Source organism: Neorhizobium puerariae, from assembly GCF_042429745.1.
Taxonomy (GTDB): domain Bacteria; phylum Pseudomonadota; class Alphaproteobacteria; order Rhizobiales; family Rhizobiaceae; genus Neorhizobium; species Neorhizobium puerariae.
Genome location: NZ_JBHMAA010000024.1, coordinates 276,290 through 298,944 on the forward strand (window position 1 = coordinate 276,290; position 22,655 = coordinate 298,944).

Consider the following 22,655-nt stretch of genomic DNA (forward strand, 5'->3'; position numbering starts at 1 on the left):
CGCTCAGAGATCGCGGGTTATATCCGTATTGGTCAGCCAGCCGAGAACCGGCTCATCCTGCTTTCCGCTCTTCGTCACGAAGACATCCTCGCATCCTTTCACGGCCAGCATCGCGGCACGCGCATCGGCAAGCGTCGCCTCCTCCTTCACGAACACAAAGCGCCTGGCGATTTCCCCGATCGTCTGGCTGCCCGCTCTGTGCGCCAGCAATTCCGTAAGGCTGGCGTCGAGCGGAGGGGCCGGAAGCGGTGCGCCCGCCTCGATTGGAGCGGACCGGTCCGCGATGAACTTATTGAGGGTGCTTTCATGGATCACGTATTTGATGACACCACGAGGGGTAAATATCAGCACCCGCGAATAACCTTCGCCGACCAGCTTCATCAGTTCCCGAACCGCAATCTTGCCTTCTTCCTCGCCCTCCTTCAAATCGCGCGCCTTGATCGATGCGCGTGGTTTCATCACGTCGCGTACCGGTGTCCGGGCCAGGCGCTGTTCCGGCGTCACCCTGTCGACAAGCCGGCTGACCGCGTCGTTGGCCTCCTTGAAATTCTCCCTGCTGAAATAGAAGGCCAGGATGGTTCCGACCCAGGTTCCGAAGAGCGGCGCGAGAACGTTGAATATCTGCCGTCCAATTTCGGCGCTCTGACCGAGGGTCCAACTCGCGGTCAGCAAAACGCCGCCGAACGAGCAGACGAATACCAGCGCCGCGAGATGGTTCTTGAAGTTCCTCTCCCACCAGCCTTCGACCACATTCGCCTGCCTGCCGGAAACCTCTTCGCTCATCGTTATATTTCCCCCATCCCCGACAGTGTCTAGAACCTCCTGGCCATCAGGAACAAAAGTCCAGATATCCGAGCAGCCCCGGCATCGCGACCTTGCGGGTGCGGCGCCTGAAGACACCGTAACCCTCGCGTGATCCGCCGTCGTTGGTGTTGCCTTCGATGGTGACGAGGCGGTCTCCCTCCACGGCCTCCACCAGTCCGGCGTGCCCCTTGCCTCCTCCGGTGTCCATCAGGAAGATCATTCCCGGCCGGATGGCGGAGGGCTTTGCGGCGCCGGCGCGAACGACGTCGTTCGCCGTCCGCTGTCCCAGTTCCCAAAGCGCATGGACGCCGGCCGTCCTCGGAATGGTCAACGGCGTGCCGAGGGTCTGGGCCGCCTTGCGGAAATCCCACTGCAGGAAACAGACGCACCAGGGATAGTTGCCCTGCGCGGGGTCCAGCCCCGCCGCCCTGATATATTCGTCGACCTGCGGCCCCCGGTTCGATCCTATCGGCCGCTCCGTGACGCCGATCTGCGACGCCGCGATCGTGATCACCAGGCTGCGGAGATCGCCACGGGCGGGCAACCCGCCGTAGTTGTATATCGACTCCGCCCCGAAAAGCGCCGCCCAGGTCGTCTGGCCGACTTCTCCGTCGACTTCAAGTTCCTCGCCTCCGATCCCCGCATGCCGCGCCTGAAAGAGCCGGACGGCGTTCTCCGTAGCTTCACCGAAGTCTCCATCCTCTATCAGATTGGCCTTCAGCGTCTCGTTCAGGCGCTCCTGTATCCGCCTGACGGGAAGGGAGTTGAATTCCCCTCTTTTGATCACCTTCTCCGGATAGCGAATATCCAGCACCGCCGCCGCAACCGGAAAATCCGAGTTCGCAGCCGAATTCGAAACTCTATCCAGCATAGCACCCCTCCCAATCAACAACTTATGGAAGAATACACACAAATAAAGTTTATGGAATAGGGATTACAATTTCCGGTGATAAAATTTTTGGTAGAAGTTTACTTTTGCAATTTACCTATGGATGTCCGAAACACATCCCGCACTGCTTTGGACAGCCGCTTGACCTCTCCTTCCAGCGTTCCCATGTCGGGGCAATCGCCTGCCCGGCAGACGCGTTCCAGCAGGCCGGCGGGTGCATCATGCGGGTCGAACGGGCCGTCGACACAGAGCCTGATGATCTGGGAAAGCTCGGTGAACAGGCGCAGCGCCTCCAGGCAGACATCGAGATCGGCCGGCTTCATCAGCGTCTCGCCGAGCATCTGCAGGGCTTCGGCTGTGCTGCAGCCGTAGGTGTCGGGCACCATGCCCTTCGCCGGCGCGACGAGACGCAGGTATTGCGCGATGAACTCGATATCGATCAATCCGCCGGGGATGAGCTTGAAATCCCAGATGTCGCGCGGCGGCTTTTCCGCTTCGATCAGCTTGCGCATCTCGGCGACATCCGAAGCGATCTTCGCAACGCCTCTTTTGGCGGAGAGCACTTCGGCGATCACCTGCTTCGTCTCTTCCGCGAGGCTTTCGTCTCCGCAGACCAGCCGCGCGCGCGTCAGCGCCATATGCTCCCAGGTCCAGGCCTCTTCCCGCTGATACTTGCCGAAGGAATTGATGCGGGTCGCGACCGGTCCCTTGTTGCCGGAGGGCCGGAGGCGCAAGTCCACCTCGAAGATCACTCCTTCGGCCATCGGCGCGGAAAGGGCGGAGATCAGCCGTTGCGTCAGCCGGGTGAAGTAACGCATCGAATCGAGCGGCTTCGGCCCTTCGCTTTCCGCAGCTTCGCTGTCGTAGTCGTAGAGAAGGATGAGATCGACGTCGGAACCGGCCGTGAGCTCGAAGCTTCCGAGCTTGCCCATGCCCATGATCGCAACACGCCCGCCGGGATAGGACCCATGCGCCAGCTCGATCTCCTCGATGACGGCCTTCAGCGCGGCTTCGATCAGGAGGTCGGCGAGATGCGTGAAGGCGCGAGCCGCCTGCTCCCCGGAAATCGTACCGGTCAACAGCCGGATGCCGATCAGGAAACGCTGCTCGGCGGCGAAAATGCGCAGGCGGTCCAGCAGTTCCTCGTAGGCCCTCGCGCCGCCGATGAAGGTGGCGAGGCGATGGAAAAGATAGTCGCGGGTCGGCATTTCGGCCATCAGGCCGGGGTCCAGCATGCCGTCGAAGACATGCGGCTTTGAGGCGATGATATCGGCCAGCCGCGGCGCCGACGACATGATCGTCACGATGAGCGCCAGCAGAGGCGGATTGTTGCCGATCAGCGAAAAGAGCTGGATGCCGGCGGGCAATCCCTTCAGGAAATGATCGAACCGCAAAAGCGCCTCGTCGGCGCGACGGCTTTCGCCGAAGGCCTTGAGGAGGGCCGGCATGAGTTCCGTCAGCCGCTCGCGGGCCTCGACCGATTGGGTCGCGCGGTAGCGCCCGTAATGCCATGTACGGATGATGCGGGACATGTCCGCCGGCCGCGTGAAGCCGAGCGCGGCGAGCGTCTTCAATGTTCCGGGGTCGTCCTGCTGTCCCGTGAAGACGAGGTTGCCGTCGCCGCCCGAAAGCTTGGCCTCCTGCTCGAAGAGCCGGGCATAGCGCCTTTCGACCGTACGCAGCACCTCCTCCAGCCTGGCCGAGAACCCGGTGATATCTGCAAAACCCAGCATGAAGGCGATGCGTTTCAGCTCGGTATCGGTCTCCGGCAGGTTATGGGTCTGCTCGTCGCGCACCATCTGGATGCGATGCTCCACGTCTCGCAGGAACCAGTAGGCTCCGGTGAGTTCCTCGGCGATCTCCGGCGTGATCCATTTCGCCTCGGCAAGAGCCCGAAGCGCGGTCTCCGTCTCCCGGGCGCGCAATGGCGGCATGCGGCCGCCGGCGATCAGCTGCTGCGTCTGCGCGAAGAACTCGATCTCGCGGATGCCGCCACGGCCGAGCTTCACGTCATGCCCCTTCACGGCGATCGCGCCATGGCCCTTGTGGACGTGGATCTGCCGCTTGATGGAGTGGATGTCGGCGATCGCGGCGTAGTCGAGATATTTGCGGAAGACGAACGGCGTGAGCAACCGCATGAAATTCTCGCCGGCGGCAATGTCGCCCGCGACGGGCCGCGCCTTGATGAAGGCGGCCCGCTCCCAGTTCTGTCCCCTGCCCTCGTAGTATATCAGCGCCGCGTCGAGCGAAACGGCAAGCGGCGTTGAGCCGGGATCGGGACGCAGGCGCAGGTCGGTGCGGAAGACATAGCCGTCCGCCGTGCGCTCCTGCAGGATGCGGATGAGACGCCGCATCATCCGGGCATAGATTTCCGACGCGTCCAGCGGATCGACCAGCGTGCCCGCTTCGAGATCGAAGAAGACGACGACATCGATGTCGGAGGAATAGTTCAGCTCACGGCCGCCGAGCTTGCCCATGCCAAGCACGATCAGGCCCGAGCCCCGGCCCGGATCGGACGGATCGGCAAGCCTCAGCTTGCCGCTCTCATGGCCTGCAAGAAGCAGGTGATCGATCGCGCCGGCCACGGACGCGTCGGCAAAGGCGCTCAGCCAGCGGGTCGTATCCCGGGCGGAGAATATCCGGGCAAGATCGGCAAGCGCGACAAGGAAGCTCAAGCCACGCTTCGCGGTTCTCAGCGCCGTCATCACCTCGCTTTCGGACGGCGTCCCGCCGCCTTCCGGCCGCCAGGCGTTCCTGGCCGTCTCGACCAGCCTTTGCAGGGCCGGCTCCAGAGGCTCGCCGATCGCGGTCGCGAGAAGCGCGGGAGAAACGGCCGCGGTGTCGCGCAGGAAAGGCGAAAGCGTGAAGGCGGCGGTGATGAAATCCCTAAGCGGGCTTTCCTTTCCGAGAAGGCCGGCGACCGACGGCTCGCTCCTGCCCATCTCCTTCAGCGCGCTCAGGGCGGTCTTGGTTTCCGTCTGGTTCAGCGGGCGGATGACGTCCGCCTTCACCGCATCAAGCCGGTTCGTCTTGTCCGCCACCGAAGCCTCCTCGAATCTTTCCCTCGTCCATTATCCCAATTAGGGCTTCGGCGCGGGAAAGACCATGGTGACCGTGAGGCCGGGCGCTTCGACGTCCCCTTCATGGGTGGCGGAAAGTTCGAGCGAGCCCCCGTGCAGCTCCATCACCGCCTCGACCAGCGAAAGGCCAAGGCCCGTTCCGGGCTTGGAGCGGCTCTCGTCGAGGCGGACGAACCGCTTCAGCACGTCGTCGCGCCGGTCGGGCGGGATGCCGGGACCGTTGTCGCAGATGGACAACCGCAACGTGCCGTCCTTTTTCGCGAGCTTCACGCCGACCTTCGCCTCGCCCTTGCCTTCGGCCGCATATTTGATCGCATTGTCGAGCAGGTTGAAGATCGCCTGGCCGACAAGCTCGCGGTTGCCATGGACGATCAGCCCCGGCTCGAGCGCCGTGGTGAGCGAGAGACCCGCCTCTTCCGCCACCGGCTCGTAAAGTTCGGCGCTGTCGGCGGAGATCGCCGAAAGATCGACATCCGACATTTCGGCCGCGATCGATCCCGCTTCCACGCGTGAGATCATCAGAAGCGCGTTGAACGTGCGGATAAGCTGGTCGGATTCGGCGATGATGCCTTCCAGCGCGGCACGGCGCACATCCTCGCGATCCTCGCCGAGCGCATCGGCCGCCTTGTTGCGCAGCCGGGTCAGGGGCGTCTTCAGATCATGGGCGATGTTGTCGGAGACCTGGCGCAGGCCTTCGTTCAGCTTCTCGATACGGCCGAGCATGGCATTCAGCGAATCCGACAGCCGGTCGAACTCGTCACCCGATTTCCCCACCGGCAGGCGCTGCGAGAGATCGCCCGCCATGATCTTCTGGCTCGCCGCCGACATGCGGTCGATGCGTTTCAGCGCGTTGCGGCCGATGCCGAACCAGATCACCAGCGCGCCGATCCCCATGATCGTCAGCGCCACCATCAGGGCCCGGCGAACGATCCCGCGAAACCGACCCGGATCGCCGAGATCGCGCCCGACCATCACCCTGAGGCCATTGTCGAGACGCAGCACGTTGGCGACCGCGAGGTGGCGCCGCGGGCCATCGACCTCGGAATAGGGTTCGTAGGTGAAGGGAGCTTCCGTCCAGCCCTGTTCGTCCAGGACGCCCGGCTGCACGGATGCCACGTTGCCGGCCAGTATCTCACCATTCGGTCCGGCGATCACGTAAAGGTTCGCGCCCGGCTGGCGCGCACGACGCTCCATCATGCGCACGAGGAGATTAACCCCGCCGCGCTCGAAGGCCCGCTCGATATCCTGCACTTCCTCCTGCAGCGTCTGGCGCGTCTGCTGCGCAAGCAGCCGCTCGGACATGGCCGTGACGTAGAAAACCAGGAAGGCGGCACAAAGCGCAAAAAGGAGGATATAGAGCGCCGACAACCGCACGGCCGTCGAGCGGAACATCAGGCGGGCGCGTGCGAGCAATTAGGTTTCGTCCTTGATCATGTAGCCGGCGCCGCGGATGGTCTTGAGCAGCGGCTTGTCGAAGTCCTTTTCGATCTTCGAGCGCAGCCGCGAGACATGCACGTCGATGACGTTCGTCTGCGGGTCGAAATGATAGTCCCAGACGTTTTCGAGCAGCATGGTGCGGGTCACCACCTGGCCGGCGTTTTTCATCAGATACTCGAGAAGCCGGAATTCGCGCGGCTGCAGCAGCACTTCCTTGCCGGCCCGCTTCACTTCGTGGGAAAGCCTGTCGAGTTCCAGGTCGCCGACGCGGTAGACCATGTCCTGCTCCGGCGCACCCTTGCGGCGGCCGAGCACTTCCACACGGGCCAGCAGTTCGGAAAAAGCATAGGGCTTCGGCAGGTAGTCGTCGCCGCCGGCACGCAGGCCGGTCACGCGGTCATCCACCTGGCCGAGGGCGGAAAGGATCAGCACCGGCGTATTGACGCCGCGCTTGCGGAGCTCGCTGATGACGGAAAGGCCGTCACGCCGCGGCAGCATGCGGTCGATGACCATGACATCGTAGGAGTTTTCCGTGCCCATGAAGAGGCCGCTTTCGCCGTCGCTCGCATGGTCGACCACGATTCCCGCCTCGCGAAAGGCCTTGGTCATATAGGCGGCCGCCTCAAGATCGTCTTCGATCACCAGAATCTTCATGTGCGGAACAATAGCGTCACCGCCCGTTTTTGCACCATGGGATTCGGTGGTTTCGGCAGAATAACGGACACTCGTCTCCATGTTTCTTCCTCTCAAAGCAAGAGGCGCCGGCCGTTGCCGGCGGCGCCCCTCGGTCAATGCAGCAGAAAAGGATCAGCCTTCGTTGATCGGCAGGGCGATGAAGCGGCTGTTGCCGCCGCCTTCCACCTGGAACAGCGCGCGGGTGCGGCCGTCCTTGCGGGCCTGTTCGATCACCTTGCCGATGTCGGCGGCGTTCTCAACCTTCCGGTTGTTGACCGACACGATCTTTTCGCCGGTCTTCAGGCCACGCGCGGCAGCCTCCGAATCCGGGTCCACATCGGTCACGGAGAGACCGGAGCCATCCTCGGCCGGCGAGACGGTGATGCCGAGATCGGCAAGCGTCTTCTCGCTGGACGGAGCCGGGGCGTCGGGCTGCTTGGGGTCCGCAGCGGCGGCCTCGTCGCTCTGCATGTTGCCGAGCGTGACCGAGACGGTCTGGGACTTGCCATCGCGCCACAGGGCGATCTCGACCTTGTTGTTCGGGCCGAGGCCCGCAATCCGGCGCGACAGGTCGCGGGCATCCTTGATCGGCTGGCCGTTGACGGCCGTGATCACGTCGCCTTCCTTGATGCCGGCCTTCTGGCCCGGCGAGCCTTCCTGGGGAGCGACGACGAGAGCGCCGGAGGCTTCCTTGAGGCCAAGGGATTCGGCGATGTCCTGGTTCACCGGCTGGATCTGCACGCCGAGCCAGCCGCGTTCGACCTTGCCGTCCTTCATCAGGTCGGCCACGACATCCTTGGCGGTGGAGGCGGGAATCGCGAACGCGATGCCGACATTGCCGCCGGAGGGCGAGAAGATCGCGGTATTGATGCCGACCACTTCGCCGGAGAGGTTGAAGGTGGGGCCACCCGAATTGCCGCGGTTCACGGCCGCATCGACCTGGATATAGTCGTCATAGGGGCCGGAACCGATATCGCGGCCGCGGGCCGAGACGATACCGGCGGTCACGGTGCCGCCGAGGCCGAACGGGTTGCCGACGGCAACGACCCAGTCGCCGACCCGGACCTTGGCGTCGTCCGCAAAGGTGACATAGGTGAACTTGCGGCTGGTGGCGTCGACCTTCAACACGGCGAGGTCGGTGCGGCTGTCCTTGCCGACAAGCTTCGCCTCGAGCTCGGTCCCGTCGTTCAGCACGATCGTGTAGGCGGCGCCATCGGAAACGACGTGGTTGTTGGTGACGAGGTAGCCGTCCTCGGAAATGAAGAAGCCGGAGCCCTGCGCGGTCGGGCGCAGGCGATGCGGACGGTTGCCGTCGCGATCACGCGGGCCGCCGCGTTCGGCACGGTCCTGGCCGCGATCGCCGGGACCACGGGAATCGGGGCCGCCGAATTCGCGGAAGAACCGCTTCAGCGGGTGGTCGTCCGGAAGCTGGTCGAAACCGCGACCGCCGAAATTGAAGGAGAAATTGCTGTTGTCGTCGGAGGCGACCTGGGTGTCGGACTGGACGCGAACGGAAACGACGGCGGGAGAGACGGCGGAGACGACGTCCGCGAAGCTCGGAGCCTGCGGGGCGGTGACGCTGACCGGAGCCGCGAAGGACTGCACGACCTGAGCCGGGATTCCACTCGAAAGCATGATCGCCGCAAGACCAGCAACCGTGGTGGTCTTCAAGACGGTCTTCAGAGAGGGACGTCCGATATTGCGCATCTTAGGAGCTACCTTTTTCTTTCAGTCATTAAGGCTGGCCTGGAGGTCCAGCGGGCGGTGGATGACCAAGATATAGGCGGCAACACGTTAACTGCAGGTGGCGGCCGAATGAAATATTGGTAATGTTCGGCCGACCCTACTTCTTCAGAAGCTCGTCGATGCGCGCCTGTTCCTCGGACGTCAGGGCCGCAACCGCCTTCTGGCTCGGGCGCGTGCGGACGAAAACGAGAATGGCGACGCCGCCGGCCAGAAGCAGCAGCACCGGCATTGCCCAGAGGATCATCGTCTTGGCGCCGAAGCGCGGCTTCAGGAGCACGAACTCCCCGTAGCGCGAGACGACGTAGTCGATCACCTGCCGGTCCGTATCGCCGTTCGTCAGCCGCTCCCGCACCAGGACGCGCAGGTCGCGGGCAAGCTCGGCGTTGGAATCGTCGATCGACTGGTTCTGGCAGACCATGCAGCGCAATTGCGCCGAAAGATTGCGGGCACGCTGTTCGAGGACGGGATTGGAAAGGATCTCGTCGGGGTTGACGGCAAAGGCCGGGAGGGGGACGAGGAAAACGATCAGGAGAAGGAAAAGCGACCGAAGACATAAGCCGGCAGACCGGCGCCTTCCCCTCTTCTCCCCGGCGGGGAGAAGGTGGCCCGAAGGGTCGGATGAGGGGGGTGAAGCCATCGATATCCCATGGGCGAGCGTGTGCCCTGCAGCGCCCTCATCGCCTCGCATTCGCTCGGCACTTCTCCCCGCTGGGGAGAAGCAGGAGATTGCCGCACCGGCAGCGACCTGTCGACCTCCACCGGGGAAATGTCCCGACGGTCCAAAGGACGAAGACACTGTCTGCCCGAACACGGTCATTCCGCCGCCTCCAGCCGTGTCTTGACCGGTTTCGCCTTCCGGCTCGGTGCGCCGACGCGCAGCCGCCGATCCGACAGCGATACGAAACCTCCGAACATCATGACGAGGCAACCGCCCCAGATGCAGAGGATGAACGGCTTCCACCAGATGCGCACGACGATGCCGCCGCCTTCCATCGGATCGCCGAGCGACACGTAAAGCTGGCTCAGCCCGAAAGTGAGGATGCCCGCTTCCGTCGTGGGCATGCGCCGGGCCGTATAGAGACGCTTGGACGACCAGACGTCCGCCACGGCCACTCCGCCGCGGCCCACAGTGAAATGCCCCCGCTCCTCGGTATAGTTCGGGCCGACCGCCTCGCGCATGCCGTCGAAGGTCAGGGAATAACCGCCGACGTCCACGGACGCGCGCGGCTTCATCTCCACCACCGTCTCGGTTCCGAAAACGGAGGCGGCGAAGATGCCGAGCACCGTCACGCCGAGACCGAAATGGGCGATCGCCGTGCCGAAGACGGAACGCGGCAGGCCGGCAAGCCGCTTGAGCCCGACCGAAAACCCCACCTTGGCGAAATTACCGCGATACCAGAGATCGGCGAGCGCGCCGAACATGCCCCAGAAACCGAGCGCGAGCCCGAAGATCGCCATCACCGGCCCGCCATTGTGGGCGTAGTAGAAGCCAAGCCCGGCGAGCAGCGAAAGGGCCGCGAAGACGTAGAGCCTCTGCAGGGCGCCGAGCAGATCGCCCCGTTTCCACGCGAGCATCGGCCCGAAAGGCATGGCGACAAGAAGCGGCAGCATCAGCAGCCCGAAGGTCATGTTGAAGAAGGGCGCCCCGACGGAGATCTTCTCGCCGGTCAGCGTTTCGAGGACCAGCGGGTAGAGCGTGCCGGTCAGAACCGTCGCCGTGCCGACCGTCAGGATCAGGTTGTTCAGGACCAGCGAGCCTTCGCGCGAGATGGGCGCGAACAGCCCGCCCGCCTTCAGCATCGGCGCCCGCCAGGCAAACAGCACGAAGGCCCCGCCGATGAAGAGCGCCAGGATGCAGAGGATGAAGATGCCGCGCGTCGGGTCTGTCGCGAATGCGTGTACGGAGGTCAGCACGCCGGACCGCACCAGGAACGTGCCGAGCAGCGAAAGGGAGAAGGTCATGATCGCAAGCAGCACGGTCCAGATCTTCAGCGCCTCGCGCTTTTCCATCACCAGCGCCGAGTGAAGCAGCGCCGTGCCCGCAAGCCAGGGCATGAAGGAGGCGTTTTCGACCGGGTCCCAGAACCACCAGCCGCCCCAGCCGAGCTCGTAATAGGCCCAGTAGGACCCCATGGCGATGCCGGCCGTCAGGAACGTCCAGGCGGCAAGCGTCCACGGCCGCACCCAGCGCGCCCAGGCGGCGTCGATGCGCCCTTCCATCAGAGCCGCCACGGCGAACGAGAAGCAGACGGAGAAGCCGACATAACCGAGATACAGCAGCGGCGGGTGCACGGCGAGGCCGAAATCCTGCAGCACCGGGTTGAGGTCCTGTCCTTCCGCCGGCGCCGGATCGAGCCGCAGGAACGGATTGGAGGTGAGCAGGATGAAGAGCAGGAAGGCGGTCGAGATCCAGGCCTGCACGGCCAGGACGTTGGCCTTCAGCGTATCCGGCAGGTTCCGGCCGAAAACCGCCACCAGCGCGCTGAAGAAGACGAGGATCAGCAGCCAGAGCAGCATGGAGCCCTCGTGATTGCCCCACACGCCGGAATATTTGTAGATCAGCGGCATCAGCGAATGGGAATTCTCCCAGACGTTGCGCACCGAGAAGTCCGAAACCACATAGGCCCAGGTCAGCACTCCGAAGGACAAGGAAACCAGCGCGAACGTCACGAGCGCCCCGGTGGTGCCGAGCGCCATCATGGCCGCGTCGCCACGTCGCGCGCCGATGACCGGCAGGACCGAAACGATCAGCGCGGTGGCAAGCGCCAGAACCAGCGCATAATGGCCGATCTCGATGATCATCGGGTCGCCTCCCCGGCCGGCTGCTTGACGGCCGCCTGGCCGCTGCCCTGGCCGCCGCCCTTGCCGTCCTCCCACACGCCTTCCTTCTTCAGCCGGTCTGCGACCTCCTTCGGCATGTAATTCTCGTCGTGCTTGGCAAGCACGCTGTCGGCCACGAAACCGTGCGACGCGGCGTCGAACGCGCCTTCGGTAACCACGCCCTGCCCCTCGCGGAACAGGTCCGGCAGGATGCCCGTGTAGGTCACGGGCACATCGCCCGTGCCGTCGGTCACCGTGAAGCTCACCGTCGAACCCTGGCCGCGCTTCAGGGAACCTTCCGCCACCAGCCCGCCGAGCCTGATGCGCGTGCCGGGCTTGACGTCCGCCTTGGCGAGGTCGGCCGGCATGAAGAAATAGGCGACCGACTGGCTGAAGGCGAACATGACCAGCAGCACCGCGACGAGGATGAAGCTCATGCCGCCGGCGATCACCGCAAGCCGTTTCTGTTTGCGCGTCATTGGGTCACTCCTTCGACGGTCAGCCCCATCTCGTTGGCCAGCGCAACCAGTTCACCGGAGGACGGGAACTGCTTCAGCCCGTCCTTCAGGGCCTCCGCAGCCTTTTCCTTCTCTCCCAGCACGGAATAGGAGCGCACCAGCCTGAGCCAGCCTTCGAGGTTGTCGGGGTCTTCCTTCAGCTTCTCCGCAAGGCTGTCCACCATGCCGCGGATCATCGCCTGCCGGTCGCCCTGCGACAAGGCCCCGGCCGCCGCCATGTCTTCCTGCGTCGGGTTGCCGGGGGCGCGGGCTGTCTCCCCGCCCGGAACACCCGCGCCGCCGTTCTTGGCGATATGCTCGTTGACGAGCTGCATCCAGGGCGCGCCGGCCGGCGAATCCCTGGCGATCCCTTCGAAGATCGCCCGCGCCTCCGCCGCGCGGCCGGCCTGCTCCAGGCCGAGGCCGACATAGAAGCGCGAGCGTGGATTGCCGGGATCGAGCTTCACCGCCTCTTCGAAGGCGGCGCGCGCATCCTCGGTCACGATCCCGTCGTTGGAGGCAACGAGGGTTTCGCCGAGACCGGCCAGCCGGAGCGCGTTGGGGCCAAGAAGGCGGATCGCGTTGCGATAGGCCATTTCGGCATCGCCGAGCCGCATGGAACGGAAATAGATGGGCGCAAGCAGATCCCAGCCGGCGCCGTCATTGGGGTTCTGCGCCAGATGCCGCTCCGCCTTGGCGACGAGCAGGGCGACGTTGTTGCCGGGATTGGCAAGACGCGCCTCGAGCGGCTGGTCCGGCAGGCCCGGGCTGCCCAGCGCGATGTAAAGACAGAGGCCGACGACCGGCGGCAGCAGCGTCACCAGAGAGGTCACCAGCGCATATCTCCGCGCTTGCGGCTCGGCAGGCGGCCTGCCTTCGTCCGCCCCCGCGGCGGCGATCAGGCGGCGGCCGATCTCGGCCTTGGCGTATTCAGCCTCCTGCGGTCCGATGAGGCCCTGGGCGCGGTCACGCTCCAGTTCCTTCAACTGGTCGCGATAGACTTCCACCTCACCGGCGCGGTCGGGAGACCCCGCCTGGCCCCCACGGGCGAAAGGCATGATCAGGGCAGCAGCGACAGCCGCGGTCAGAAGCGCGAGGACGATCCATAAAACCATAATGGCCCATTACTGCAACGAGGCGTGCTTTCCAACCGTGGAGCCCGCGTTGACGCAAATTTGAGGCGTTTCGCCGCAAGTTTAGGCAGGTATATGGAGCGCTGGCGCTCCGGCTTCCATGACCTGGGTCAAAGTGCGGCCGAAGCGGAGGCCTTTCAGGTCAGCGGCGTCCACGTCCCGTCGGAATTCCGGCATGCGGCGCCGCGCGCCGTCGCCTCGCGCCCGCCGGCCGTCACCGTGTGCCGGTACTGGCGGCAGTTCTGCGTTCCCACCTGATAGGGGGCGTTGACCACGACCTGACCACTTGCATCGTCGCCCTTCCAGGGAATGGTCTGGCCGACGGCCGCTTCCTCCAGGGCCCGGTACTCCGCCTCCAGCGCCCGTGAGCGGTCGCTTGCCGAAAGCGTCACTCCGGTGCGCCCGACGATACCGCCCTGCAACTCGGAAATATACGAGGTGGATGCGGCAGGCTTCGGCGAAAGAAGACTGCGCGGCCCACCCGTGCCGCCGCGCGACGACGTGCCGCAACCGGCGAGGACACCGGCGACGACAAGCAGTGAAACGGCATTTCGAAGGTTCAGGGATCGCATCTCGTCGGGAATCGGGTCGCGTTTCGTCTTCATTCGGCTGTCTCTGCCGAGACTGCTCCCGTCCCGGCATGGCATCATTATGGCGCTACTGGGAAAATTCATGAATCCAGAGATCGTTCATTCCTCGCATATCAGCAGACTGTAATGATGCTTCTTCCGACGGAAAGATATAGCAGGCGATCTATTCGTCCATGAACCGCCGGCATGGATCGGCCGGGTGTTGCCCCGCGGACACATGGATTGCCTGCCCTGACAGCGCTTCGTGCACCTGCCGCCGTCATGCCGCATCCCTGGTCAGGCCGGGCAGAAGAAGCTGGGCTCTCAATCCGCCGCGCGTACCGCGCGACAGTTCGAACGTACCCTGATATTCGCCGGCGATCTCCTGCACGATCGACAGGCCGAGGCCTGCCCCCGGCTTGCTCTCGTCGAGCCGCCGGCCACGCTTCATCGCCTCGCGAATCTGGTCCGGCTCAAGGCCCGGCCCGTCGTCCTCGACGGCCATCTCCACCCATTGGCGCCGCGCGGAATCGCCATCCGCGGTCTGCGGCCCCGATGTCGGCGTCGCGGTGATCCAGACGCCCGTCTTGCAGAAGCGGGCTGCGTTTTCGAGCAAGTTGCCGACCGTCTCCTCGACGTCCTGCTGTTCCATGGCCAGCGCCACGCCGGGCGGGAAAACGGAGAGATGGAATTCCTTTTCCGGGTTGAGACGGCGCATGACGCGCACCAGCCGCTCCAGCACCGGCTCCACATCCGTGCGCGCCAGCAGGGATTCGCGCTGCGCGGCGATGCGCGCGCGGTTGAGGTAGGACTGCACCTGGGCCTGCATGGCTTCCGCCTGCGAACGCACCAGGTCGGACTGGACCTTGTCCAGCATCCGCGATTCGTTGAGCAGCACCGCGATCGGCGTCTTCAGCGAATGGGCGAGGTTGCCGACCTGCATGCGCGCCCGCTCGACGATGCGGCGATTGCTTTCGATCAAGGCGTTGATGTCGTTTGCGAGCGGCATGATCTCGCGCGGGAACTCGCCTTCCAGCCGCTCCGCCTCGCCCCGCCTGACCCCTTCGAGCGCGCGGCGGGCGCCGTCCAGCGGCTGCAGGCCGTAGAGAATGGCGAGACCGTTCACCACGAGGCTGCCGAAGCCGAAGACGGCAAGCGCGATATAGAGATTGCGGGAGAAAGCCTGGATGTCCTCCTCCACCACGCCCAGATTGCCGGACACCCGGAAGCGCGCCGCCCGGCCTTCGCCATCAAGCACGACCTCGGTTTCCGCAACGAGAACGTGGTTCCCGAACGCGTCGGTGGCGGGATAGAAGCGCTCGTAGCGGTTGTTGAAAGGCACGGCGAGAATCGAGGGCACGCTGATGTTCGACGTGCCGAGCGACGACGAGGAGAGCGGTCTGGCCGCAAACGTGCCGAGCGGCTCGATGATCCAGTACCAGCCGGTTTCGGGCTGCGAGAAGCGCAGGTCGCCGAGCTGCGGGCTGCCGGAAAGCTGGTTGTCGTCGCCGATCGTGATCGAATTGATCACGTTGTAGAGCTGGGCGCGCAGGAGATCGGTGAAGGCGCGCTCCGCCGATTGCCGGTAGAGCTGCGAGATGACGATCGAGATCACCACCAGCGCCAGCGCGGACCAGGCCGTGGCGAGAAGCAGCACGCGTGCCGTCAGCGACCTTGGTCCGATGGGGCGAAGCCTAATGCGCATCTGTCGGGGCTTGCATCCTGTAGCCGAGGCCGCGGACCGTTTCGATGAGATCGACGCCGAGCTTCTTGCGAAGCCGGCCCACGAAAACCTCGATCGTATTGGAATCGCGGTCGAAATCCTGGTCATACATATGCTCCACAAGCTCTGTACGCGAAACGACCTGGCCCATATGGTGCATCAGGTAGGAGAGCAGCCGGAATTCATGCGAGGTGAGCTTGAGCGCCACACCGTCGACGCTTGCCTTGGACGCCTTGGTGTCGAGCCGCACCGGCCCGCACACGATCTCGGAAGAGGAATGCCCGGCGGCGCGGCGAATCAGTGCGCGGACGCGCGCCAGCACCTCCTCCACATGGAAGGGTTTCGCGACATAATCGTCGGCGCCGGCATCGATGCCGGCCACCTTGTCGCTCCAGCGGTCGCGGGCGGTCAGCATCAGCACGGGCATGCCCTTGCCTTCCGCACGCCACTTCTCGACCACGGTTATGCCGTCCATGGCCGGCAGGCCGATATCGAGGATCACGGCATCATAGGGTTCGGTATCGCCGAGATAATGCCCCTCCTCGCCGTCGAACGCCTGGTCGACCACGTAACCGGCCTCCTTCAAGGCATCGGAAAGCTGCCGGTTGAGATTGACGTCGTCTTCGACCACCAGAATGCGCATGCACCGCCCCTCGAATCATATGCCCCGCCGATATCGGCGCAGGATGCGCCTACATCGGAACCCTTACGGTCACCTTGCGCGGTCTTTCGCTGCCGCTGCCCTGGACGAGTACCGTCACGATACAGGTCTGGCCGTCGGAAGAGGGCTGGGCGGAAAGAAGCTGGCCGCCGGTTTCCCGCAAGACGCGAGACGCCGCCGACCCGCAATCGCCCGCAACGAGCAGAAGGTAATCACGCGCAGAGGCCTTTTCCGGCTGCAGGCCGGGAAACCCGGCAATGCCGGCGGCCAGTATCGCGATGATCGGCAGTCGCGCCATGATTACAATTTCCACTCACAAGACAAACAGGATTCATGTCCAAGGCATGTGGTGAAATATGTAGCCAAAGGCGGCTGAATGGCAAATGAATGGTCCGTAATGCTTTCCTTCAGGCGCCTATTTTCCCCTGATTCCAGCATCGGCCGATATCCGTCCGTAGATTGCAAGGAGACCGCCGGCCGCACCCGCGAGCGTCACTGCGATATCGGCGAGATCCGCCTGCATATCCGGGCCAAGCTCGATTCCGGCGATCTGCAGAAGCGATGCGCCGACCGCGACCAGCGCACCCCAGACCGTTTTCGACTGATACCATTCCTTCATGCCGTCCATGCTCTCGTCTCCATTTTTGATTGTTCGGGTTGCAGATATCGAAGAAGGGCGGCGGCAGGGACCGGTCGGGATCAACGTGAGCCGCGGGAGGCGGAGGCGTATTCGCTGGGAGGGCAGCCGATCCTACGGCTGAAAGCGGTGCTGAACGCGCTCGCCGACTTGTAGCCGATACGTTCCGCGATTTCCTCAAGCGACTGGCCGCCGCGCAGAAGCGCATCCTTGGCAAGGGCCATGCGCCAGTTCAGCAGGTATTCGACCGGCGCGAGCCCCACGGCCTCGGAGAACCGGCGTGCGAAGACCGAGCGCGACATGCCGACCCGCCGCGCCAGCTCGTCAACCGTCCAGCCGCGGGCAACATCGGCATGGACATGAGCAAGCGCCTGCGCGAGCTGGGGGTGCGCAAGCCCGCCGAGCAGGCCCGCATGCGACGAACAAAACGCCGACTCGCGCCGCAGGGTCTCGATCAGCATCACCTCGATCAGGCGGCAGAGGATCGCGTCCCGGCCGGGCCGGGTGTCCTCCGCCTCTTCCCGGACGATCGAAACGAGCGTGCGCAATCGCGCGCCTCCCGGTTCCGATGCCGGCACATGCACGAAACGCGGCAGCAGCCCGATCAGCAGATCGGCATTGGCCGGGTCGCACCGGACGAGACCGCCCAGAATCCGCGTCAGCGGCCCGCTGCCCGGATCACCCAGCCGTATCTCGCCATCGACGGAATGGCGGGCCTTGAAGGCTTCGTCCGACAGGACCGTCTCCATTTCCGGCCCGCTGAGAAACCGATCATTCATCGGCCTGACGGAGAGGATGTAATCGCCCTCATGCAGCTCGATCAGATCCCCCTCCCCAGCCTTGAACCAGCACCGCCCCTCGGTGATGAAATAGAATGTCGGTCCCGGCTGTTCAGGCACCTCGACACCCCAGTCTCCCAAACCGGACATGCTGCCGAGCAGCACGGTGCCTGGGCGCAGCAGCCCGATGACATCGGTTAAAGCATCCATTGAGACGATCCATAATGAATAACAGACAATCCATTATAGAACGTTTCGTTGCGCCGGGATAGATCGTGCCTATCAGCAAATGGAGCCACTATCCCATGACCAAGACTGTTCTCATCACCGGCTGCTCATCGGGCCTCGGCAGGATGACCGCCCGTCATTTCGCCGCCCAGGGCTGGAATGTCGTCGCCACCATGCGAAAGCCGGAACCGGATATCGCCGACGGTTATCCCGACCGGGTCCTCGTACACGCCCTCGACGTATCCGACCGCGCGAGCGTCGATGCCGCAATCGCAGCCGGCGTGGAGCGCTTCGGCGGCCTCGACGTGGTCGTCAACAATGCCGGCATAACGATGCTCTCGATCTTCGAGGCGACGCCGGACGACGCCTTCCGCCGGATATTCGAGACCAATGTGTTCGGTACGGTGAATGTCATGCAGGCGGCGCTGCCGCATCTGCGCCGCCGAGGCGGAGGCACGATCGTCAACGTCAGTTCCGCCGTGGGCCTTGTCGCCGTCCCGCTGCTTTCGGCCTACGTGGCCTCGAAGCACGCAATCGAAGGCCTCTCCGAATCGCTGTCCTACGAGCTGGAATCGCAGAACATCGGGATAAAGCTGATCGAACCGGGCGCCATGCGAAACACGAACTTCACCGCCACCGGCATGGCGGCCTCACAGGCCGCCTCCGTGCCCGACGGGTACAAGGCCTATTTCGACCACGCCCTCCAGTCGATGATGAACTATCCTTTTGCATCGACCGAGGAACAATCGGTCGTCAAGGCGATCCATGCCGCCGCGACCGAACCTTCCCGCCGCCTGCGTTACGTGGTCGGGCCGGATGTCGAGGAATATGCGCGGCTTCGCTGGTCGACCTCGGAAGACCAGTATCTTGCCGGGATGAGCCGGCTGGTAGGCCAGAGTGCCTGGCGCGACATGGCGAAGTAACCCCGCCCCGGATCTGGGCCATGTCAGCGGGAGCCGCCATGACCGCGGCTTCCCAACCGGAGGGCGGCCGGTCAGACGGCCAGTTCGATCGCCGCGTCCGCGGGAATGCCAAGCGGCACGCCGCGTCCCATCTGCCGGATGCGCAGGGAGAGGCTTGCCTGGATCGAGCCGAAATCGGCGATCTCGTCGGCAGCCGGATAAAGGAAAGCGGGCTCGGTCACCTCGACGGCGCGCCTGACGACCGGGCCATCGAGGAACTCGACACGATAGCGCTCCCCCGCTTCGTCCAGCGGAATGTCCGCGCCCTCCCAGCCATCGGCCTCGATCCTGCCTCGCCGGACCCAGGTGAAGCGGGCGTCGCCGGCCGGCTGCCGTTCCCCCCGGATATGGACGGGCGCCAGCGGTGTTTCGGCCCGCGTGCCTCCCGCGAAAACATGCGGGCCCGAACGGCCGCCGGCCTGCCCCAGGCTTTCGATCAGCCAGTTCATCGCGAGGCCGCGTTCTTCCGCAGCCAGTCCCACCGGCACCACCGCCTCGTCGAGGACCACGACCGCCGCCCCGCCGGGGGCGCCGGCGAGCATCGCGTCTTCCGTACCCGCAAGGCCGCGCAGCAGGTTCGCGAGCCGCCAGCGGTTCGGCGCCACCTCTTCCGCATTCGCAAAGCCGATGATCTCCCAGGCGCCGTTTCCGGCCTTCACCGCGATGCGGTTTTCGCCATTCAGGACGGCCAGTTCGGCAGCGGAAGACAACCCGCCGAAGAAAAGCTCGACCTCGACTACGCTTCCGTGATCGAAACGCCCCGTGATGCCGCCGGCAAGCGGTGCCGCCAGGACGCCTACCTTCGCCGGCCGGTCGAGGACCGTGCGGGCGCGATATCCTTCGGTCCCGGCCGACGAGGAGAGCGCCATGCGCCGCCACGGCCTGCAGAAACCGGCGACGCGCGCGAAGCCCGTCGCATCGCCGGCGGAGAAGCGCGGCAGGTCGAGGAAATGCACGACCGGCGCGAAAGCATCCGAAACCGTTCCGCTACCGCTCCTGCGCTCCAGTTCGCCGGCATAGTTCGATGAAGGCAGGGCCGCGTAATGCCGCGCCTCGATCCGCCGCGCCGCGCCCTCTTCGATCCGCTCGACGACAAATATCCCGTCTGGCCCGCCGCCATTCGGCAGGGAGAGCCGGATCGCATCGCCCGGCTCCACGGCGATATCCGCCGGAGAGAGTGCGAACGTCACCGTCCTTCGTCCGATCCGCTGGGTGCGCAGCAAAGTCTCCACCGCGCCGAGAGCCGTCTCCCCCGGCAATACGGCCGGCAGGTCGTGGCTCAACGTCCGCCGGCTTTCCGCCCGCGCCCGCCGGGACCGGACGCTCGCCTGCTCATAGTCGAGCCGGGGATCGTACGAGGTCAGCACCGCTTCGGCCGCGAAATCGCTGTCGTGGCCGCGATGTTCCGACCAGAGCGGCTCGCCGTCGCTATCGGCGACCACCGAGACCTCCCTCGGCGCCATGCTCGCCTTCAGCCGCGACCGGAAGCGCAACCGTCCTCCGTCTTCCGCGACATCCACCTGGAACACGTCGAGCAGCGGCTCCAGGAGAGCGCGGGCAGAGGTCACCTCGCCCTGCACATAGCCGGTCAGGTCGCCGCCCACATCCGAGACGTCGAAATCCCCGAACCCGTGTTCCGTGAGGATCGCCGCGATCGTATCCGCAAGCGTCGCGCCGCCAAGACGCCCGTTCAGCCAGTGGCCGGTGCGCCAGTTGCCTCCGTCACTCCAGACCGACAGGTCTTCGGGAAAGGCGGGCGCGGGGCGGGCATCCCAGGTCCAGACGAAGACATGGCGGGAATCCACCATGCCCGCCGGGGCGTCCGCGCCCTGCCACCAGCCGTGATGGGCCTCCAGAAACCGCCGCTGCATGCTGTCGGAGCGACCGCCGCCGGAAAAATAGGGTGCCGCGCTTTCCGCCGATTTCGGATCGATGAAGACATTCGGCTGGTTGGCGCCCTTGTCGACGGCCGGGCAACCGAGTTCGGTAAACCAGACCGGCTTCATCCCCGGTGTCCAGGCGGTGGGCGATGTCTTCTCCACTCCGCCTGCCCGGTCGTAGTGGCGGTTCGACCACCAGCCGAACAGGTCCTTGTAGCGGAAGACCCAGGGCTTGCCGGCCGATCCGTCCGTGATCGGCGAGCGCAGCCGGTTCCGCCGGTCCGCCGCGCTTGCGTAGTACCAGTCGAAACCCTCGCCCGACGCGATCTGCCCCGCCATCGCCCCGGCATCGTCCGCCAGCCTGAAACCATCGGGATTTTCCGCAGACAGGTCTTCGTCCCGCCAGTCGGCCAGCGGCATGTAGTTGTCGATGCCCACCGCGTCGATATCCGGCGAGGCCCAGAGCGGATCGAGGTGGAAGAATACGTCGCCGGAACCGTCCTCGGGATGATGGCCGAAATATTCGCTCCAGTCGGCGGCGTAGGTGAGCCTTGTCGCCGCGCCGACGACTGCCCGCACGTCCGCGGCCAGGCCCGCCAGCGCTTGCACGAAGGGAAAGGCACCGGTCTCGTCGCGCAATTGCGTCAGGCCGCGCAGTTCCGAACCGATGATGAAACCGTCGACGCCGCCGGCTGCGGCGGCCAGATCCGCATAGTGCAGCACCATGCGGCGGTATCCCTCCGCGCCGTTTGCAAATGCGTCCACCTGCATCCGCGCAGCCGCCGTCCCGTCCGTGCTTCCCTCCCGACCCGGAGCCGGAAAACAGGTGATCCGGCCGCGCCACGGATAGGCCGCCTGCCCGGCGCCGCCATAGGGGTCGGGCAGGCCGCTGCCGGGTGGAATGTCCATCATCAGGAAGGGGTAGAGATAGACCTTCAGGCCCCGCGCCTTGAGATCGGCGATCGCCTGCAGCACGCTTGCATCGCCGGGCGTCCCGCCGAAAGCCGGGCCGCCGTTCCGGCTCACCGGATGCGCCTCGGCCCGCGACATGCCCGCGACCGACCATGCAACGCTCTCCTCCCGCCGCGCGGCCACCTCCACGCCCGGCACGATCCGGCAATGCCCCGCCCTGAGATCGGTCCCGAACCACGACACCACCAGCGCCACGCGCCCGAGGTTCGGGCAGAGCGCCTGGAGTTCGTCCAGCGAGGCCTGCCAGTCCGTCCCGGCCGTCAGCACATTGCGGTTGAGGATGCGGGCGCTGCCTTCGGCGGTCTTCTCGGTCACCGGCGCGGTCGCATAACCGTGCTCGGTCGCGCCGGGGATGATCGTCACCGCGCGGATCTGCTGTTCCAGCCGGCCCACCGGCCGCAGCACCTCGAACTGCAGGAGCGGAATGCGATTGCCGAACGTATCGAGCGGCAACCGCTCGAAGACCGCATAGGCCAACCCGCGATAGGCCGGCGCATTGCCTTCGCCCTGTTTCGCCTCGATCAGCGGATCGGGCAGCTGGTCCTCGTCGCCGCGATGGACGCGCATCTCGAGCGCCGTCAGGTCGAGTTCGCGACCGTCGGCCCAGACGCGCCGCACGCCTGCGACCGGCCCTTCGCAGAGACCGACCGCCAGGTTGGCGAAATAACGGAATGTCTCGACGCGCGGCCCTGTCGCCTTGCCGCCGGAACGCTCGCGCGTCACCTCCTCCTCGAAGCGGGTCGCCCAGATCAGCGTGCCGCCGATCCGCGCCGTGCCATAAAGGCGGTTGACCGCCGTCCCCTCGTCCGCACCCGGAATGCGTGCGGTCGCAAGCCGCGGCCCGGAGATCGTCGTACCGGCATTGATCAGCGCGCGATCGACCATGCCGCCGGCCAGCGCACCCGCCGCCCGCCCGACAATCGCGCCGAAAGGGCCGAAAACGCCGCCGAGTGCCGCGCCCGCCGCCTGGAAAAGGATAGTGGCCATGGAAATACCTCGCGGCTATCCGGCAAATGCCACTGGATGCGCGTTCAGATTGTGATAGCGTTGGGACGTTCGAGAGCAGAAGCAGCAAGCGCCGCGCCAGCCGGCGTGCCGGTGAGGATAGGCCCCACCGGCCTAGGCAAAGGCCTTGCTCTGGAACATGGAGGTGATGCGACGAG

At 65.2% G+C, this 22,655-nt stretch carries 18 protein-coding genes; 1 reads left to right on the forward strand and 17 read right to left on the reverse strand.

Features of this window, described 5'->3' with window-relative positions:
• Nucleotides 1–3: 3 nt before the first annotated feature.
• The 16 genes from ACFFP0_RS20935 to ACFFP0_RS21010 form a co-directional block, all read right to left on the reverse strand.
• Nucleotides 4–783, reverse strand: a complete 780-nt coding sequence (locus tag ACFFP0_RS20935; protein ID WP_377264132.1) for a hypothetical protein — start codon at nt 781–783, stop codon at nt 4–6.
• A 46-nt stretch (nt 784–829) separates the two neighbouring features.
• The gene (locus ACFFP0_RS20940) at nt 830–1,675 is read right to left on the reverse strand and encodes a peptidoglycan-binding protein (RefSeq protein WP_377264133.1); all 846 of its coding nucleotides are present in this window, start codon (nt 1,673–1,675) and stop codon (nt 830–832) included.
• Between the two features lie 98 nt (nt 1,676–1,773).
• Nucleotides 1,774–4,734, reverse strand: coding sequence for a bifunctional [glutamine synthetase] adenylyltransferase/[glutamine synthetase]-adenylyl-L-tyrosine phosphorylase (locus tag ACFFP0_RS20945; RefSeq protein WP_377264134.1), 2,961 nt, complete (start codon nt 4,732–4,734; stop codon nt 1,774–1,776).
• 39 nt (nt 4,735–4,773) lie between these two features.
• Nucleotides 4,774–6,165, reverse strand: coding sequence for a sensor histidine kinase (locus ACFFP0_RS20950; protein WP_377264349.1), 1,392 nt, complete (start codon nt 6,163–6,165; stop codon nt 4,774–4,776).
• Nucleotides 6,166–6,186: 21 nt separating this feature from the next.
• Nucleotides 6,187–6,864 (reverse strand): response regulator transcription factor, encoded by a 678-nt coding sequence (locus ACFFP0_RS20955; protein ID WP_377264350.1) that lies wholly within the window; start codon nt 6,862–6,864, stop codon nt 6,187–6,189.
• A 153-nt stretch (nt 6,865–7,017) separates the two neighbouring features.
• Nucleotides 7,018–8,592, reverse strand: a complete 1,575-nt coding sequence (locus ACFFP0_RS20960; RefSeq protein WP_377264135.1) for a Do family serine endopeptidase — start codon at nt 8,590–8,592, stop codon at nt 7,018–7,020.
• 136 nt (nt 8,593–8,728) lie between these two features.
• On the reverse strand, nt 8,729–9,268 hold the full coding sequence (locus ACFFP0_RS20965) for a cytochrome c-type biogenesis protein (RefSeq protein WP_377264136.1): 540 nt from the start codon (nt 9,266–9,268) through the stop codon (nt 8,729–8,731).
• Nucleotides 9,269–9,444: 176 nt separating this feature from the next.
• Nucleotides 9,445–11,433 carry a heme lyase CcmF/NrfE family subunit gene (locus tag ACFFP0_RS20970; RefSeq protein WP_377264137.1) on the reverse strand — a complete coding sequence of 663 codons (1,989 nt, stop codon included), beginning with the start codon at nt 11,431–11,433 and terminating at the stop codon, nt 9,445–9,447.
• Entirely contained in the window at nt 11,430–11,930 is a 501-nt protein-coding gene (gene ccmE, locus ACFFP0_RS20975) for a cytochrome c maturation protein CcmE (protein ID WP_377264138.1), read from the reverse strand. Before ccmE ends, ACFFP0_RS20970 begins: the two co-directional genes overlap by 4 nt.
• Entirely contained in the window at nt 11,927–13,063 is a 1,137-nt protein-coding gene (ccmI, locus tag ACFFP0_RS20980) for a c-type cytochrome biogenesis protein CcmI (protein ID WP_377264139.1), read from the reverse strand. The genes ccmE and ccmI overlap by 4 nt, the downstream gene beginning before the upstream one ends.
• Nucleotides 13,064–13,218: 155 nt before the next feature.
• On the reverse strand, nt 13,219–13,686 hold the full coding sequence (locus ACFFP0_RS20985; protein WP_377264140.1) for an RT0821/Lpp0805 family surface protein: 468 nt from the start codon (nt 13,684–13,686) through the stop codon (nt 13,219–13,221).
• A 244-nt stretch (nt 13,687–13,930) separates the two neighbouring features.
• Nucleotides 13,931–15,355, reverse strand: a complete 1,425-nt coding sequence (locus ACFFP0_RS20990; protein ID WP_377264141.1) for an ATP-binding protein — start codon at nt 15,353–15,355, stop codon at nt 13,931–13,933.
• Nucleotides 15,345–16,016 (reverse strand): response regulator transcription factor, encoded by a 672-nt coding sequence (locus tag ACFFP0_RS20995; RefSeq protein WP_377264142.1) that lies wholly within the window; start codon nt 16,014–16,016, stop codon nt 15,345–15,347. The genes ACFFP0_RS20990 and ACFFP0_RS20995 overlap by 11 nt, the downstream gene beginning before the upstream one ends.
• A gap of 49 nt (nt 16,017–16,065) precedes the next feature.
• On the reverse strand, nt 16,066–16,332 hold the full coding sequence (locus ACFFP0_RS21000) for a hypothetical protein (protein ID WP_377264143.1): 267 nt from the start codon (nt 16,330–16,332) through the stop codon (nt 16,066–16,068).
• 117 nt (nt 16,333–16,449) lie between these two features.
• Nucleotides 16,450–16,662, reverse strand: coding sequence for a hypothetical protein (locus ACFFP0_RS21005; RefSeq protein WP_377264144.1), 213 nt, complete (start codon nt 16,660–16,662; stop codon nt 16,450–16,452).
• A 71-nt stretch (nt 16,663–16,733) separates the two neighbouring features.
• Entirely contained in the window at nt 16,734–17,660 is a 927-nt protein-coding gene (locus ACFFP0_RS21010) for an AraC family transcriptional regulator (protein ID WP_377264145.1), read from the reverse strand.
• A gap of 95 nt (nt 17,661–17,755) precedes the next feature.
• On the opposite strand from ACFFP0_RS21010, the gene ACFFP0_RS21015 reads away from it, so the two are divergent.
• Nucleotides 17,756–18,601, forward strand: a complete 846-nt coding sequence (locus ACFFP0_RS21015) for an SDR family oxidoreductase (protein ID WP_377264146.1) — start codon at nt 17,756–17,758, stop codon at nt 18,599–18,601.
• Between the two features lie 71 nt (nt 18,602–18,672).
• On the opposite strand, the gene ACFFP0_RS21020 is transcribed toward ACFFP0_RS21015, so the two are convergent.
• A complete protein-coding gene (locus tag ACFFP0_RS21020; RefSeq protein WP_377264147.1) occupies nt 18,673–22,479 on the reverse strand; it encodes a baseplate multidomain protein megatron in 3,807 nt (1,268 codons plus the stop codon).
• Nucleotides 22,480–22,655: the final 176 nt, after the last annotated feature.

Coding starts and splice junctions, on each gene's coding strand:
- ACFFP0_RS20935 (WP_377264132.1), bottom strand. CDS start 783: ATGAGCGAAGAGGTTTCCGGCAGGCAGGCGAATGTGGTCGAAGGCTGG.
- ACFFP0_RS20940 (WP_377264133.1), bottom strand. CDS start 1,675: ATGCTGGATAGAGTTTCGAATTCGGCTGCGAACTCGGATTTTCCGGTT.
- ACFFP0_RS20950 (WP_377264349.1), bottom strand. CDS start 6,165: ATGTTCCGCTCGACGGCCGTGCGGTTGTCGGCGCTCTATATCCTCCTT.
- ACFFP0_RS20955 (WP_377264350.1), bottom strand. CDS start 6,864: ATGAAGATTCTGGTGATCGAAGACGATCTTGAGGCGGCCGCCTATATG.
- ACFFP0_RS20960 (WP_377264135.1), bottom strand. CDS start 8,592: ATGCGCAATATCGGACGTCCCTCTCTGAAGACCGTCTTGAAGACCACC.
- ACFFP0_RS20965 (WP_377264136.1), bottom strand. CDS start 9,268: ATGGCTTCACCCCCCTCATCCGACCCTTCGGGCCACCTTCTCCCCGCC.
- ACFFP0_RS20970 (WP_377264137.1), bottom strand. CDS start 11,433: ATGATCATCGAGATCGGCCATTATGCGCTGGTTCTGGCGCTTGCCACC.
- ccmE (WP_377264138.1), bottom strand. CDS start 11,930: ATGACGCGCAAACAGAAACGGCTTGCGGTGATCGCCGGCGGCATGAGC.
- ccmI (WP_377264139.1), bottom strand. CDS start 13,063: ATGGTTTTATGGATCGTCCTCGCGCTTCTGACCGCGGCTGTCGCTGCT.
- ACFFP0_RS20985 (WP_377264140.1), bottom strand. CDS start 13,686: ATGAAGACGAAACGCGACCCGATTCCCGACGAGATGCGATCCCTGAAC.
- ACFFP0_RS20990 (WP_377264141.1), bottom strand. CDS start 15,355: ATGCGCATTAGGCTTCGCCCCATCGGACCAAGGTCGCTGACGGCACGC.
- ACFFP0_RS20995 (WP_377264142.1), bottom strand. CDS start 16,016: ATGCGCATTCTGGTGGTCGAAGACGACGTCAATCTCAACCGGCAGCTT.
- ACFFP0_RS21000 (WP_377264143.1), bottom strand. CDS start 16,332: ATGGCGCGACTGCCGATCATCGCGATACTGGCCGCCGGCATTGCCGGG.
- ACFFP0_RS21005 (WP_377264144.1), bottom strand. CDS start 16,662: ATGGACGGCATGAAGGAATGGTATCAGTCGAAAACGGTCTGGGGTGCG.
- ACFFP0_RS21010 (WP_377264145.1), bottom strand. CDS start 17,660: ATGGATGCTTTAACCGATGTCATCGGGCTGCTGCGCCCAGGCACCGTG.
- ACFFP0_RS21015 (WP_377264146.1), top strand. CDS start 17,756: ATGACCAAGACTGTTCTCATCACCGGCTGCTCATCGGGCCTCGGCAGG.
- ACFFP0_RS21020 (WP_377264147.1), bottom strand. CDS start 22,479: ATGGCCACTATCCTTTTCCAGGCGGCGGGCGCGGCACTCGGCGGCGTT.